The sequence below is a fragment of the Maribacter sp. MAR_2009_72 genome, from assembly GCF_007827235.1.
Classification (GTDB): domain Bacteria; phylum Bacteroidota; class Bacteroidia; order Flavobacteriales; family Flavobacteriaceae; genus Maribacter; species Maribacter sedimenticola.
This window is the reverse complement of record NZ_VISB01000001.1, coordinates 3,491,461-3,508,298: the sequence shown is the minus strand read 5'-3', so window position 1 is coordinate 3,508,298 and position 16,838 is coordinate 3,491,461. Positions and strand designations below refer to the sequence as shown.

Annotated in this window: 12 protein-coding genes; 3 read left to right on the top strand and 9 right to left on the bottom strand. The window is 37.1% G+C overall.

All coding sequences use genetic code 11. The features are described 5' to 3' along the window. Positions 1 to 16 precede the first annotated feature (16 nt). Positions 17 to 763: a GLPGLI family protein gene (locus JM81_RS14670; protein ID WP_144804537.1), complete on the top strand. Its 747-nt coding sequence runs from the start codon at positions 17 to 19 to the stop codon at positions 761 to 763. A 35-nt stretch (positions 764 to 798) separates the two neighbouring features. After that, positions 799 to 3,462 carry a carboxypeptidase-like regulatory domain-containing protein gene (locus JM81_RS14665; protein WP_144804536.1) on the top strand — a complete coding sequence of 888 codons (2,664 nt, stop codon included), beginning with the start codon at positions 799 to 801 and terminating at the stop codon, positions 3,460 to 3,462. Positions 3,463 to 3,503: 41 nt separating this feature from the next. Here the strand turns inward: JM81_RS14665 and JM81_RS14660 are convergent, their stop codons facing one another. The 9 genes from JM81_RS14660 to JM81_RS14620 all read right to left on the bottom strand — a co-directional run bounded on the left by JM81_RS14660 (position 3,504) and on the right by JM81_RS14620 (position 16,217). After that, positions 3,504 to 4,328: a GIN domain-containing protein gene (locus JM81_RS14660; RefSeq protein ID WP_144804534.1), complete on the bottom strand. Its 825-nt coding sequence runs from the start codon at positions 4,326 to 4,328 to the stop codon at positions 3,504 to 3,506. A 126-nt stretch (positions 4,329 to 4,454) separates the two neighbouring features. Further along, on the bottom strand, positions 4,455 to 6,278 hold the full coding sequence (locus JM81_RS14655; RefSeq protein ID WP_144804532.1) for a cbb3-type cytochrome c oxidase subunit I: 1,824 nt from the start codon (positions 6,276 to 6,278) through the stop codon (positions 4,455 to 4,457). Between the two features lie 66 nt (positions 6,279 to 6,344). Next, positions 6,345 to 7,445: a cytochrome c oxidase subunit II gene (locus JM81_RS14650; protein ID WP_144804530.1), complete on the bottom strand. Its 1,101-nt coding sequence runs from the start codon at positions 7,443 to 7,445 to the stop codon at positions 6,345 to 6,347. A gap of 32 nt (positions 7,446 to 7,477) precedes the next feature. Then, positions 7,478 to 8,812, bottom strand: a complete 1,335-nt coding sequence (locus JM81_RS14645) for a quinol:cytochrome C oxidoreductase (RefSeq protein WP_144804528.1) — start codon at positions 8,810 to 8,812, stop codon at positions 7,478 to 7,480. A gap of 15 nt (positions 8,813 to 8,827) precedes the next feature. Further along, positions 8,828 to 9,388, bottom strand: a complete 561-nt coding sequence (locus JM81_RS14640; protein ID WP_179213126.1) for a c-type cytochrome — start codon at positions 9,386 to 9,388, stop codon at positions 8,828 to 8,830. 2 nt (positions 9,389 to 9,390) lie between these two features. Further along, positions 9,391 to 9,921 (bottom strand): DUF3341 domain-containing protein, encoded by a 531-nt coding sequence (locus tag JM81_RS14635; RefSeq protein WP_144804526.1) that lies wholly within the window; start codon positions 9,919 to 9,921, stop codon positions 9,391 to 9,393. 2 nt (positions 9,922 to 9,923) lie between these two features. Beyond that, complete coding sequence (nrfD, locus tag JM81_RS14630; RefSeq protein ID WP_144804524.1) at positions 9,924 to 11,669, bottom strand: NrfD/PsrC family molybdoenzyme membrane anchor subunit; 1,746 nt, start codon at positions 11,667 to 11,669, stop codon at positions 9,924 to 9,926. A gap of 34 nt (positions 11,670 to 11,703) precedes the next feature. Then, complete coding sequence (locus tag JM81_RS14625; RefSeq protein ID WP_144804522.1) at positions 11,704 to 14,820, bottom strand: TAT-variant-translocated molybdopterin oxidoreductase; 3,117 nt, start codon at positions 14,818 to 14,820, stop codon at positions 11,704 to 11,706. Between the two features lie 35 nt (positions 14,821 to 14,855). Next, on the bottom strand, positions 14,856 to 16,217 hold the full coding sequence (locus JM81_RS14620) for a c-type cytochrome (RefSeq protein WP_144804520.1): 1,362 nt from the start codon (positions 16,215 to 16,217) through the stop codon (positions 14,856 to 14,858). 232 nt (positions 16,218 to 16,449) lie between these two features. Here JM81_RS14620 and JM81_RS14615 point away from each other — a divergent pair, with 232 nt between their 5' ends. Next, positions 16,450 to 16,821, top strand: coding sequence for an SPOR domain-containing protein (locus JM81_RS14615; protein WP_089259330.1), 372 nt, complete (start codon positions 16,450 to 16,452; stop codon positions 16,819 to 16,821). The last annotated feature ends 17 nt before the right edge of the window (positions 16,822 to 16,838 follow it).

Below are 16,838 nucleotides of genomic sequence, written 5' to 3'. Positions count from 1 at the left end.
TTTTCAAACACTCTTTATGAAATATCCTGTAATAATCCTACTAGTTTTATTAATGCCAATATTCCATCATGCTCAAAATAAAGTATTACATGTTGAATATGATTATTTTTTTAAAGATTACTTCCCCGAAATTAGGCACTTAGATTTAGTCAGCAACAATAACGAGTCCTTATCAACAATCACAAAAACAATAATGTACAGGGCGTATGGTGCAATTGAAGCAAGTCCTAAAACTACATATGAATCTATTTTCAAAACACGTGATACAATAATTTCCAAAGATATAGAAGTACAGGCCAAAGAGTATTTTATAAAAGAGCCATCTCCACAATTTAATTGGCAACTAACGGGCCGAACAAAAACCATATTAGATCAATTATGTCAAGAGGCCACTACTTCCTTTAGAGGACGTAATTATATTGCCTATTTTACTTCTAAAATTCCTTTTAGGGCCGCCCCCTTAAAATTTAATGGCTTGCCCGGTGTAGTATTGGCCCTATACACAGATGATAATAAAATAGCTATAGAAGCCAAAAGTATAGCCATTAAAAATTTTAACGGGCCTATTGCCTATCCTTTTACAGAAGGTGGCGAAACTATTACTTGGGAAATTTTTGTAGAAAAATATAAAGAATCCTGGGAAAAGCATAAGAACAAAGTTGGTAGTCAGATACAATCCATAGGAAGCTCCAGTTCTATGACCATGGGGATACCAAAGGTAAGTCCCGGCCTAAGAATGGAAGCTATCGTTGAAGGAAATTAAGGTCAATGACCCTCCAATAATTTGGTTTTACAAATATGGTGAAATTAAGGAATTATCTTACCATCACATTTTTTTCATTGTTTTTAAGTATTGCCTTAGGACAAAAGGAAATTATGGTATCAGGTACGGTTACAAATGAACTTAATGAACCAATACCCAATATAGATGTTTTATTAAAAACAACCGATAGCTTAAGTCTGGTTGTTGCATTCGCCATTACAGATGATTTTGGGAGGTTTAAAATAATACATCAGACCAACAAGGAAAGTCTTCTTCTAGCAACTTCATCCTTGGTTCATGAAACCTTGACCAAAAAGATTGTCATTGATAAAAACGCTCTTAAAATCATAGAAAATTTTAAACTGCAAAATAGGGTTGAGGAACTTGAAGAAGTTGAAATTAGGGCGGCACCTAGAGTCATCGTAAAAAATGATACTACTATCTTTAATTTGGAAAAATTAACGGATGGTACGGAACGTGTGGTAGAAGAAATTCTACAAAAGCTACCTGGAGTAGTCATTGATAGTAGAGGCAGATTACAATTTAAGGGTAAAAATGTTAGCAATGTACTTCTTGATGGGGACAATTTATTCAATGGCAACTATACGGTAGGCACAAAAAGAATCAATGCAAGCCATATTAAAGGTATTGAAGCCATTGAAAATTTTGAAGAGAATTCCTTGTTGCAAGGTTTAAGCGAAAATGATATCGTCGCATTAAATTTAAAGTTTGGAAAAGGCGTATCACTTTCTGGAGATGCAGAAGCTTCTTATGCCAATGGAAATAGATTTTCTCTAAATACAACTGCCATTACTGTTTCCAAACCGTTTAAAGCATTTGGCATTGCTTCGTTTAATTCTATCGGTAATGATTTGGAAAATTCAAATTTTGACGCTACCGAATTTATAGATAAACTACGGGAGCAACACTCTAATGGGTTGGATGCCCCTAGCTACGTAGGGGACAATTCTAATTTATTCCCAGAAAACAATAGTATTTCAAACAATGAATATTTTGGTAGTATAAACCTATTACCAAAAATATCGGACACCGAAACCCTACGCCTTAATATTGATGCCCTTGCTGATCGATCTCTTGAACAAAGGAGTCAACTCACTTTAATTGGAAATGGTGAGAATGACACCATACGGATAGAGGAAATAAATAGTAATTTAATTAAACCTAACTACTTTAATTCAAGTATTTATTTTCAAAAATTTGCTTCTTCATCAAAATCTTGGACCACTACTATTAAATTTTCCAAACTTAGGAATGAAAGACAATTATTAGGTATACGTAATGAACAGCAACAAGGCGAAAACACTATTTTCAATGATGTGTTCGTTTCCAATAATTCTACATATACGCTAAGAATTGACGACACAAAAGCATTAAAATTAGAAGGTCTTTTGGCATACAGTGAAAAACCAGAATATCTAACCCTTTTTTCCGGAATAGATTTTAACACCTACTCTCCCATTTTGGGCGAAAGTAATAATCAAAGCTCATTCTCTAGAAAGCAGCAAGTGCGATTGGTCAGTAATTATTACCAAAGACTTAGCGAAAATGACAAGTTCAATTTAAAACTTAAAACTACCTATTTTAAAAATACCTTGAGGAGCACGTTATCCAATACGGAAGGAAATACCGCATTTGAAAACGATATAGATTATGAGGTATTGGTTCCGGAAATTTCCGCTGAATATTTTTTAAAACTTTCAAATTTTAGTTTTAGACCAAGTATAAAATTAAAGTTATTTACCTACAATTATAACGATGCCACATTATCAAGAAATCATAATAATTCAAAAGGACTGATGGACGCCTACGTGAGATTTAATTACCATTTCGATAAAAGAAATAGTATTTCATCCCGTTTGGAATATTTGAACGAGATTCCTAATGAAGAAAACCTCTATACCAATTTCATTTTACGTTCAAATAGAAGACTAGTAACGAATGAACTCAACTTTGAAAACCTTCGTTCAAGTTCGGCCAGTATATATTACAACTATAATAATTTAATAAAAGATACCAATCTTAGTTTAGGTTTTAGATACAATAAAAACAACAATACCTATCTCATAACAAATACTATCAATAGCTATGTAAATGTTATTACGAACATTGGGTTCAACAATAGTTCAGTAGATAGAATTTGGAGTTTTAATTTTAGTAAGTATATAAATCCATTACGCTCCACTATTCGCTTTAACTCCAGTTACAATAATTCTAATTATGTGAATATTGTAAATGATTCGGAATTGCGTTTTAATACCATGGAATCCCTCAATACACATTTAGCTATTGGTACATCCTTTATTGGAAAATTTCTATTTGGAAATAACCTAACCTATACAAAAACAGATTTTTCAAACTTTGTTGATGAAGGATTTAGTAACCAAGGAATCATTAATAAATTTAATGTAACCTATGTTCCCAAATCTAATCTAAGGATTGTAAATAATTTAAACTACACGGTTCCAAATCTAGATAATGGAAGCAATAACACCTTAACACTAAATAGTTCTATATTACTGGAAAATAAGAAAAAAACAATTTCATATACTTTAGAGGGCAGAAATTTACTCAATCAAAGTTTTATAGGCAATGTGAGCAATAATGACTTTTCTACAACAATAATAGCTGAATCATTATTTGATAGACTTATATTATTAACGATAAATTTTAAATACTAAGACTATCTCCCGCATTATAATTTAACTGATTGAAACACAAATTAGTTTCTCTCCTTTTCCAATTTGGAAGTATCTAAAAAATCTATAATATCAATTTTGGCATCACCGTAAAGTTTGATTTTAGAGGAACCTTTTGCACTCAGTTTAAAAGTGTTCAATGCACGTATTTGAGCATCTGGAGAATCTTCGGTTGATAAGTGAACTTCACCTGCTTGTAAATCAGAGGCCTTCAATGAACTATTTCCGTATAGTTTTGCATTTAACACGTCTGCAGTTCCCTCTATCCTGGCAGAAGCATTTTTATACATGTATAGGGCATTATTTACACCTGTGGTGTATAATTTAACATCAATACGGTCTTTTAAGGTAAGGTTCAAGGAATCACTCGCAATATTAAAATCACCGGAACTAATTTCCTCCATTATAATATCCACTACATCTGCCGTTGCATTTAATTCTAACCTAGATGTACCGGAAGTAAAGACATGAAGCTCATCTGTTGATATTACGTCTTTCATACTTATTTTTCCATTTAGCATTTTCACAGCGGATAACTCACTAAAAAATACCGTGATCTCCAATTTCTTTTTGGAAGTAATATTATAGAAAGAAGAGATTTTCAACACCCCATTATCAACATCAAACTTTAAAACGTCCACTAAATTATCATCAATTTCCAAGGAATATCCTTCCTGCGAGGAATTTTGGAGTACAATATCCAAATCATCTACCAACTCTATTGCTGTGTAAGATGGCAAGTCCTCACGTAATTCTATGACGTTCTTATTTCCTTTTATTTTGGGTTTTCTTTGTGCAAAAATTTGTACCCCAACTAAGAGTACCAACAAAACCACTACCTTTTTCATAATCAATTGTGTTTATTTATAAGGGAAGATATTGAATTTTATGTAACCAAAAAATTACTTGGCAAAATCTTAAACAGAAAAAAGCCCAACTAAGATTAGTTGGGCTTTTTATTCAATCATGTTTTTTTAATGATTTAATTCTTCCTCATCTTGTTGAAGAGGTATATGCTGAGGAACGTAATCTTGCCCAGGCAAAATATATTCACCATTTTCATCGACCTTACTATAATCATAGGCCCATCTGTGTACTTCAGGAATTACTCCATCCCAGTTACCATGTATATGCTTCTGTTCGGTTGTCCACTCCAAGGTATTTGATTTCCATGGGTTCTTAGGTCCAATTTTACCATAGAACATACTGTAGATAAAATTACCTACGAAGACAAGTTGCGCTGCACCCGCCGTAATAGCAAATACGGTCATCAATACTTGTATATCGGCCAATTCATCAAACATTGGGAAAGCTGTATTCTCGTAGTACCTTCTTGGAACACCCGCCATACCTACAAAGTGCATTGGAAAAAATACACCGTACGCACAAATAGCGGTTACCCAAAAGTGAACATAACCCAAGTTCTTGTTCATTAACCTACCTTCAAACATTTTAGGGAACCAATGGTAAACACCCGCAAACAAACCGTATAGCGCAGAAATACCCATCACCAAATGGAAGTGAGCCACTACAAAGTACGTATCATGTACGTTGATATCCAAAGTACTGTCTCCAAGTATAATTCCTGTAAGACCTCCGGTAATAAAAGTTGATACCAAACCAATGGAAAATAACATGGCAGGGTTCATTTGAAGGTTACCTTTCCACAACGTAGTTATATAATTAAACGACTTTACTGCAGATGGTATCGCAATCAACAATGTCGTAAAGGTAAATACAGAACCTAAAAACGGATTCATACCTGAAATAAACATGTGGTGACCCCATACGATGGTCGAAAGGAATGCAATAGCAAGTATAGAAGCAACCATGGCACGATACCCGAAAATAGGCTTACGCGCATTTGTGGACATTACTTCTGAGGTGATACCCAAGGCAGGTAATAAAACGATGTATACCTCTGGGTGACCCAAGAACCAAAACAAATGTTCAAATAAAACCGGTGATCCACCTTGATAATGTAATACTTCTCCTTGTATAAAGATATCCGAAAGGAAGAATGAAGTTCCAAAACCTCTATCCATAATCAGCAATAAAGCTGCGGACAGTAACACTGGGAAAGAGATTACACCAATTATTGCTGTTACAAAAAATGCCCATATGGTCAATGGAAGTCTGGTCATTGACATTCCTTTAGTCCTCAAATTAATAACTGTAACGATATAATTTAATGACCCCAATAATGAAGATGCAATAAATATGGCCATTGAGGACAACCAAAGTGTCATACCTAACCCAGAACCGGCCTGTGCGGACGGCAAGGCACTTAAAGGCGGATAAATTGTCCACCCTGCAGCTGCAGGTCCTGCTTCAACGAATAAAGATATTACCATGATTACACATGAAACGAAGAACAGCCAGAACGATACCATGTTCAAGAACCCTGAAGCCATATCCCTAGCTCCAATCTGTAAGGGTATCAATAAATTACTGAACGTACCACTTAAACCAGCGGTAAGTACAAAGAATACCATTATTGTACCATGCATTGTTACCAAAGCCAAATAAACATCTGCATCCATAACTCCTTCTGGAGCCCACTTACCTAAAAGTGCCTCAAAAATTGGAAATGACTCACCAGGCCAAGCCAATTGCATTCTAAACATCAAGGACATGGCAATACCGATAAAGCCCATGATAAGGACCCCAGTAATAAGGTATTGTTTTGCGATCATCTTGTGATCCATACTAAAGATGTACTTTGTTACAAAAGTTTCTTTATGATGATGTCCGTGATCTTCGTGTACGTGACCATCTACATGTGCTGTTGCTGACATAATCGTAATCTTAGTTTTATTAATTTTCTTATTATAGCTTAATTGTTATAGACCAAGGGATAACCTTTAATCTACCGATGCCGTTTCTACTACATTAAATGCAGGATTGGTATCGTCCTTCATTACTGTTTCGGCAAAAGTGGACTGACTCTCCATCCATACATTATATTCCTCTTCCGTCTCTACAATAATCTTCATTTGCATATTGTAATGGGATTTACCACAAATCTTATTACAAAGCAATACATAATCAAATTGCCATGGGTCTAAAGTTTCCTCGCCACCGGCAGACTTTTCTGCCCTAATCTTGTTGGTTCTCTTCACCTTGGACATTACCTCAGGATTAACCCTCATTTCTTCCGTTGTATAAATAGGTGTAAATGAGAACTCGGTAATCATACCGGGCACACAGTTCATTTGAGCCCTAAAATGTGGCATATAAGCTGAATGCAATACATCTTGTGAACGCATTTTAAAGTTAACCTTTCTACCAACTGGTAAATGAAGTTCCTTAACGATAACATCGTCATGTGCGTAGGTATCACTTTCGTCCAATCCTAAAACGTTAGCCTTATCAATATCGATCATTCTTACGTTGGCACCACCAAGAACATTGTCGGCCCCACCATATCTAGCCGTCCAATTAAATTGTTGGGCGTAAAGCTCAACGATTAGAGGGTCATCCTCATCATTGACATCCATAATTGAGGTCCAAGTATATAATCCCCAAAGAATTAAACCTGCCAAAACAATTACCGGAATAATAGTCCAGATAAATTCTAAACGATCGTTATCCGCATAAAACAAAGCCTTTTGACCTTCTCTACCTCTGTACTTATAGCCAAAATAGTGTAGTAGGGCTTGGGTAATTGTCTGTACGATAAAAATAATAATGAAGGATACAAGCATTAAATAATCATACTCTTCACCATGAGCAGAAGCCGCCTCTGGCAATAAAAACTTACTATACTTCCAGAAGCTAAATATTGTTATTCCATAAATGAAAATCAAAAAGCCGAATAACATGTAACCATTATTCTTATTGTCGCTATCCGTAGCAATTTGAGTTTGTGCAGTTTTGAGCTGTGATAATTCAAATATCTTAGTCAACTGCCAAATGGCAATCGCTACAAGTACAAGAACAGCTAAAGTCAATAATGTCGTCATTGTGTATATAAATATTATACTTTACTTATCTATTAATAGTGAAAGTGCTTACTTTCCTCAATAAAAGGGTTTCGTTTTGGTTGTAAAGGTGCAGTGGCCAAAGCCCTGAACACCCAAAAAATGAACAATCCGGCAAAGAACAGAACAGATCCAATTTCTGGAATTCCAATAAACCATTGATCACCAACGGTTGAAGGCATAATGGCATTAAAAATATCCATATAATGTCCACACAAAATTACAATACCAGTTAGAACTACGAACCAACTTATTCTTTTATAATCACTGTTCATCAATAATAGAACAGGAAACAAAAAGTTCATAGCGATCATACCAAAAAATGGCAATTTATAATCCGAAATACGGGTTACGTAGTAAGTTACCTCTTCTGGAATATTGGAATACCAAATCAACATAAATTGCGAAAACCATAAATACGTCCAAAATACACTGATACCGAACATAAATTTTGCCAAATCATGAATATGGCTGTCATTAACATCTGGCAAAAGACCTTTGGACTTTAAATAGATGGTAACCATGGCAATCACCGTAATACCTGATACGAACATACTTGCAAATATATACCACCCAAACAATGTACTGAACCAATGTGGTTCAACGCTCATTATCCAATCCCAGGACATAATTGATTCGGAAATCAAATAAAACACCAAGAAAGCGGCAGATATTCTAAAATTCAACTTGAAATTGGAATTGTCATCAGATTCATCTTGAGCTAACGATAATTTTCTAGAATATTCTCTATAACCAATCCAACCCGCTAAAAATATAGCTGCTCTAATCAAAAAGAAAGTAGGATTTAAATATCCAGATTTACCCTGTAATAACGCATCGTGTGCAACTACATCAGCGTCCATCCATATGAATAGATGATTCATATGAAGAACAGATAATAATAAAATTACGAATACAATAATTCCACCAGGAACCAAGTATGCGGTAATACCTTCCATTACTCTAAATAACAATGGAGACCAACCTGCTTGAGCTGCACGCTGTATAGCATAAAATGCCAATACACCTAATGATATCATCATGAAAAAGAATGCAGCAACATATAACGCCGCCCAAGGTCTATTTTTTAATTGGTCCAATAAATGCTGGTCATGCGAAGCATCATGTTCTTCACCATGTCCTTCTGCAACAGCATGTTCATTAGTTGTACCGCCATGGGAAGCTTCCACAGCATGGGAGTCCCCATGACCGTCATCATGACTTGCTACCATTTCTTTCGCCTCTTCGATACTTCCGGGAGCCATTACGAATCCCCCAACAATTCCTAACGCACCAACGATCATTAGAATAATGGAAGCTATTTTAAGTCTATTTGAAAACGTATACATAGTATTGTTTACCTATTATTTGGTTAAATCTTGTTTCAATTGCATTACATATTCAGATACTTGCCACATTTCCTCAGTATTCATTTGAGAAGCATATGACCCCATTGAGTTCAATCCATAATGAATTGTATAATAGGTAGTACCAACGGTAACGTTTCTTACTGGATCTGCATAACTAGGAACACCCAATATTTTCTCTCTTTTTACCAAAGTACCTTGTCCGTCACCCTTATCTCCATGACAGATAGCACAGTAAATGGTATATAATTGACCACCTTTAGCCAGGTTTTCATCCGTATTTAAGGAATCTAATGGGCTGGACTGTAATCTAGCCAACTCCTTACCTTCTGGTGAATTCTCAATCTCATATGGCAACCATCCACGGTTTACCGTGTTTGCAGGTGGCACCAAAGCTTCCGCTTGATTTGGTAAAAAATCTGCCTCTCCATAGGTTTCATATCCTACAGATTCATACATATTTGGCATATATTGGTAATTCCTAACACTTTTATCATGACAAGAAGTTGCCAATATGACCAACGCCAATACTAATATTACACTCTTAAAACTGTTCATATTTAATGACTGTTTTTATCTGATATATTGATTTCAACAGCACCGGTCTGCATCAATAAATCTTTTAGTTCTTGCTCATTATCATGGATTTCAATTTCCATTAGAAAGTGATCATCCGTAGTTCTAACATCTGGGTTTTCCGCTTCCTTAAAAGGCCACAATCTACTTCTTAAATAAAACGTGATTACCATTAAGTGTGCTGCAAAAAACACCGTTAATTCAAACATAATAGGCACAAAAGCCGGCATGTTCTCTATATAGCTAAAACTAGGTTTACCTCCAATATCTTGAGGCCAGTCTTCTATCATGATATAATTCATCATAAGAACGGCAACCGTTAAACCCACACATCCGTATAAAAAGGAAGTGATAGCTATTCTTGTAGGAGCCAAGCCCATTGCTTTGTCCAGTCCGTGTACCGGAAAAGGACAATATACCTCTTCAATATGATGTTTGGCTGCCTTAACCTTCTTAACGGCATGCATTAAAACATCATCATCGTCGTAAAAAGCATGTATAACTTTAGATGCCATATTTATCTTTTGTTATTTAATAAAATTGCTGCTTGTCCTGCCCAATCATCACGTTGTGCCCTTCCTGGGAAAGATCCTGTAATAGAGTCCAACAGATCGTACTCACGTTCGGTCATTCTAGCTACTTGAGCAAACGTATATATTCCTATTTCGTTTAAAGTGGCTTCCATTTGCGGACCAATACCTTTCACTTTTTTAAGATCATCTGGCTGCTCCCTGGTTGCATCAAACTTACCTACCGCACTTAATAGATCAGAAACCCCGACCTTATCCCCAACAGCCGGTACAACCTCGCCCATAAGTACATTATCCGTAATTGGTTCTTCTATCTCTCTCTTCATAGGTGTAATCGTATATAACGGTTTCCCCGCATCCCTTAAGGTTTTATACTTTTCCCCAGACGACTTCAGGATAGACTTTACTTCTGCCTGTGCAATTACAGGGAAGGTTCTAGAATATAACAAGAACAATACAAAGAAGAATCCTATGGTACCAATGAATATACCGATATCCACAAACGTTGGAGAGAACATTGTCCATGAAGATGGCAAATAATCCCTATGTAATGATGTTACAATAATTACGAACCTTTCGAACCACATACCTATGTTAACCACAATAGATATGAAGAATGAGAACATAATACTGGTTCTTAATTTTTTAAACCACATGAACTGCGGAGAGAATACGTTACAAGTCATCATTGACCAATACGCCCACCAATAAGGTCCTGTTGCCCTGTTCAAGAATGCATATTGCTCATATTCCACACCAGAATACCACGCCATGAACAACTCGGTAATATAGGCACAACCTACAATAGAACCGGTTAACATGATTACGATATTCATTAATTCTATATGCTGAATAGTAATGTAATTTTCCAAATGACATACTTTCCTCATTATGATCAACAAGGTATTTACCATTGCAAACCCAGAGAAGATCGCACCTGCAACAAAGTAAGGCGGAAAAATCGTGGTATGCCAACCAGGTATTACAGATGTAGCAAAGTCAAATGATACAATAGTATGTACGGATAGTACCAAAGGAGTTGCTAGACCGGCCAGGACCAATGAAACCTCTTCAAATCGTTGCCAATCTTTTGCACGACCGCTCCATCCAAAACTTAATAGACTATATATCTTCTTTTGAAAAGGCAAAACAGCCCTATCACGTATCATAGCAAAATCTGGAAGTAAACCTGTCCACCAGAAAACCAATGAAACGGATAAATAAGTTGAGATCGCAAAAACGTCCCAAAGTAAAGGGGAGTTAAAGTTCACCCAAAGAGATCCAAATTGGTTTGGAATTGGAAGTACCCAGTAAGCCAACCAAGGGCGACCCATGTGAATAATAGGGAACAAACCTGCTTGTACTACCGAGAAAATCGTCATTGCCTCTGCAGAACGGTTAATGGCCATTCTCCATTTTTGACGGAACAACAACAGTACCGCAGAAATTAGGGTTCCGGCATGACCAATACCAACCCACCATACGAAGTTGGTGATATCCCAAGCCCAGTTTACAGTTTTGTTAAGTCCCCATGTACCGATACCGGTAGAGACCGTATAAATTATACAACCTACTCCCCACAAAAATGCCACTAGGGCAATAGAGAAAACTATCCACCAATGCTTATTTGCCCTTCCCTCAACAGGAGCAGCAATATCCACTGTTACATCGTGGTAGCCTTTGTTTCCAATTACTAGGGGTTTTCGTATAGGAGCTTCGTAATGCGACGCCATAGACTTTTGTTATAATTACTTTCTAGTATTTTTTTTATGCTTCGTTGGTATTTCTAACCTTAACATGATAGAAAACGTTTGGCTGGGTACCTATATGCTCCAGTAAGTGGTACATACGGTCACTTTCTTTCAATTCCGCCACTTTACTTTCCTTGTCGTTAATGTCACCGAATACTATAGCACCATTACTACATGCGGAAGAACAGGCTGTTTGAAATTCTCCATCCTTGATTACACGACCATCTCTCTTGGCATCCAAAATTGTTTTTTGTGTTTTCTGAATACACATTGAACATTTCTCGATAACACCTCTAGATCGAACGTTTACATCTGGGTTCAATACCATTTTACCCAAATCATTGTTCATATGGAAGTCGAACTCATCATTGTTATTGTACAGGAACCAGTTGAACCTTCGTACTTTATAAGGACAGTTGTTTGCACAATATCTTGTACCCACACATCTGTTATATGCCATTTGATTCTGACCTTGTCTACCGTGTGATGTTGCCGCCACGGGACATACTGTCTCACATGGAGCATGGTTACAATGTTGGCACATTACAGGTTGAAAAGCAACCTGAGGATTAGCGGAAGGATCTTCCAATTCACCAAAACCACCCAACGAACCTTTTTCACCACTTAAGCCATCAAATTCGTCCTTTTTGATATTATCCTGCTCAAATGTTTCTTCAGAGGAATAATACCTATCAATACGCAACCAGTGCATATCCCTTGACTTTCTTACTTCAGCTTTACCAACAACAGGTACATTATTCTCTGCATGACATGCAATAACACAAGACCCACAACCGGTACATGCATTCAAATCTATTGACATATTAAAATGGTGGCCAATAGTACGGTCAAAGCTATCCCAAAGATCTACTGACGTTGCAGGAACCTCTTGGTGGTCTAAAGAAACCACAGGAACTTCGTTCCATTCCGCATGATCTTTAGTATTGAATATTTCCAAGGTAGTTTCCTTTATAATATCCCCTCTACCCATAAGGGTTTTATGCAATTGAATACAGGCAAATTCATGGTTACCGGCTACTTTCTCCACACTAACGGTTTGATGTGCATTAAAGCCGTCATATAGTGCAAAGGCGTTGACACCGGTCTTCATTTCCTCTTTTAAACCTACAGTTTTACCATAACCAAAAGAAAGACCTACCGTACCCTTAGCCTGCCCTGGCTGAACGACCACAGGGACCTTATCCAAACTAACGCCATTAACGGTAAGTTTAACATAGTTACCATCCATTCCGCCATTGGCAACATTTACATTTTCTACGCCCAACTCAACGGCATCAGCTTTTGAAATTGTAACATAATTATCCCAAGACACCCTTGTAATTGGATCAGGAAACTCTTGCAACCAAGGATTACTTGCCTGCTGGCCATCACCCATACCTACTTTTGAATACAATGTAAGCTCCATACCGTCACCGGTAGTATTTGCAAGACTACGTACGGCGGTAGAAATTGAAGATGTATTGGAAACAACGGCATCACCACCGATCAATGTATTAGATTGAGACTCATCATTGTCGTCAACCTCACCATTTCCTATGAAAACACCATCTTGTAACGCTTGGTTCCAGTTAGCACCATTTAAAATAGACGAGGACCATGTTTCCTTAATATACTCATAATAGGTTTGCTCACTACCTAATAGTTCTAATAGAACCGATTGGAATTGCTTGGTATCAAACAATTCCTTAATAGTAGGTTGCATTAAACTATAATGACCTTTTTTTATTTCTATATCACCCCAAGACTCCAAGTAATGGTTAGATGCAGCAACATATTGTACGGCCTCCGCAGTTTCATTCCAATTGGAAGTAAACGCAACTGAAAGATCAACTTTTTCTAGGCCTTCTTTAAAATCTGCAGCGTTAGGCAGTGAGTACAATGGATTTACACCATCCATAATCAATGCTCCGACCCTACCGGATTTCATATCGGAAATCAAAGAATTCAAGGCCTTAACACTACCTTGTCTTATATATTTTGGAGCAGTAGCATCAAAAGCTTTACTACTCAACATTTCATTTATTGCCAGTACTACAGCCTGGGCATTTACATCATCCAAACCTGTAACTACAACAGCATTGGAACCGGCTTTTTTAATTTCCGCAGCCAGACTATCTACAGCAGCATCATATTCAGAAGTATTGCCTCCAACATTGGTACCGTTCAACTTACCATATAATTTGGCAAGAACAATTTTTTGAGCACTTGGTTTCAAAGGAATACGCTTATCCGCATTTGCACCCGTCAAGGACATATTGGCCTCTAATTGCACGTGACGTGACATTTTACCCTTTTTGGGTACACGCCCTCTAGAATAACCTGCATCATATCCTCCACCTTGCCAATCCGCAATGAAATCAGCACCAAAAGATACAATCAATTCCGCTTTTTCAAAATCATAATCAGCCAAAGCACGCTCTCCGTATTTAGCCTCAAAAGCGGTCAATGCAGCATCTTCAGATATTGCATCATATACTATATGCTCAATATTCCCATTAGAAGCTTGTAGCTCAGCAATAAGTCGATCCGTTGAAGGACTAGCATATGTTTGTGTCAGCAAAGCAATCTTCTTTGAAGAACCATTTAAAGCACCCAATTTGGATTTCAATGTTGCCGTTAGCACATTCCATTCTACAGCTTCCCCATTTGCCATTGGCCCTTGCAATCTTGTACTGTCATATAAAGAAAGTACAGATGCCTGTATTCTTGCATTTGCAGCACCACCAACCTTGGCCAAGGTATTATTCTCTACCTTAATGGGTCTACCTTCACGGGTTTTTATCAAGATACTTGCAAAATCAAAACCATTGGCAATAGTGGTCGCATAATAATTTGCCACACCAGGAACAATGTTCTCCGGAAGAACAACGTAAGGTATTGATTTCGTAACCGGACCCTCACATGCAGCCAATGAAGCTGCAGCTGTACTAAAACCGACATATTTCAAGAAATCCCTACGGTTTGTATTCGTTGTAGCTAAAGTTTCCTTATCGCCCAAGAATTCATCAACCGGAATCTGCTCTACAAATTCGTTCTGTTTAAGCGCCTCAACAATGGAATCATCAGGATTTAACTCCGCTTCGTTTTTCCAATATTTTTTGTTTGATGCCATACGTATTATCTGTAATTAGCTTCTTTAATTTATTATTAATAATGACACTTTCCACATTCCAGACCGCCCAACTGCGCAGCCGTTAAATTATCAACCCCATATTTCTTGGAAAGTTCAGCATGGATTTTCTCATAGTATTCGTTTCCTTCGACCTTTACATTGGTCTCCCTATGACAATCAATACACCAACCCATTGTCAACGAAGAATATTGATACATAATTTCCATTTCCTCAACTGGTCCGTGACAAGTTTGACATTCTACCCCGGCAACAGAAACATGTTGAGAGTGGTTGAAGTATGCAAAATCTGGCAAGTTGTGTATGCGCACCCATTCTACAGGCTGGCTCTCACCAGTGTATTTTTGGTTTGTTTCATCCCAACCAACAGCTTTATACAATTTTTTTATTTCCCCGGTATAAAACTCGTTCGTGTACCCGTTTTCCAAATCTTCTTGCGAAGGTCCTTCTGGATTGCCCGTATATTCATAAATAGATTTATGACAATTCATACATACATTTAAGGAAGGAATACCGGAATGTTTTGACACCCTAGCGGATGAGTGACAATATTTACACTCTATTTTATTGTCACCTGCATGTATTTTATGCGAGTAATGTATAGGTTGAATTGGAGCATACCCTTGATCAACGCCAACTTGCATCATCCAACCATAAGCAAAATATGCACTCCCCAACAACAATAATATTGCGGTCACCAATACCAAAAATTGGTTTTTGGCAAAAGCCTTCCACAATGGCAAACCTTTCTCCGCTTTTTCCTTTTCAACGATTACCCCATTGGCTTGGGCAATTCTTTGCAAGGTCTTGTTCACCAACAATAACATCACGACCAATAACCCGAAAACCAGTACTAAGGCACCCAATATAATTTCATTGGACACTCCTCCAGCCTGAGCAGCTGTACTAGAAGCCCCATCACTTGCTCCAGCCGCGGCGGCAGGTGCTGCAGGAGGAGGTGCGGCAGTATAGGCCAGTATATTATCAATATCCTCATTGGTCAACGTAGGAAAAGCAGTCATTGCCGCTTGGTTATATTCCGCATAGACCTTATTGGCATAAGGGTCTCCGGATTTTATCATTCCCGGACTATTTTTGATCCAAGAGTACAACCACTCTTTATCCAGCCCTTCTTCTTCACTCAGCCTTGCCTCTACATTGGCCAAGGCAGGACCAGTCATTTTACGGTTTAATGCATGGCAAGCGGCACAATTCTGGTTGAACAACGCCTTGCCTTTTTTAGCATCTCCAGCATCCGCCGCGGCAACTTCGCCAGAAGCATCATCTTGCGCGGTAGCGGGAACAGTATAAAACAAAAAAGCTATTAGGGTAAGTCCTAAAATTTTAGAAAACTGATTTCGGTATGGAACCTTTTTCATATATCGAATATTTCTATCGGAATCTTGGCATGATTTTGGTCATAGATGAAACCTATTAATATCCATCAAATGCCTAAATCGGAGACAAAAATACGACATAGACTTTATTTGCAAAATGTTAATGTATTTATAATTTACAATTTAGAAATATTCTAAATAACCTTTGATTTATTTGTTTGATCCTTAATAAATTACTTTTGTGTCTATTCAAAATAAAATGATTTAATAGGTTATGAAAACACTTTATACCATAGTACTTTTGGCAGGTTTAGCTCAATTTGGCTATTCACAAGGTGCCAAGGTAAACATTCAACAAGATGAGAAAATTGACCAATTGTTGGAAATTTACAAATCTTCGTTGAGCCATAACGAATATTACAGAATTCAAGTAGGTTTTGGCGATTATGCAAAGGCCCAAAAAATAAAGGCAAATGTAGAGGAAGATTTTCCAGACTTGGTTTCTAAAATAGATTTTGATTCACCAACCTACAGAGTACGGGTAGGCCGATTTACATCTAAATTGGATGCGGAACGAAAATTTAATGAAGTACGGATAAAGTATCCCGACGCCATGCTTTTAAAACCAAAAAAATCGACCAAATAGGTCGATTTTTTTATATC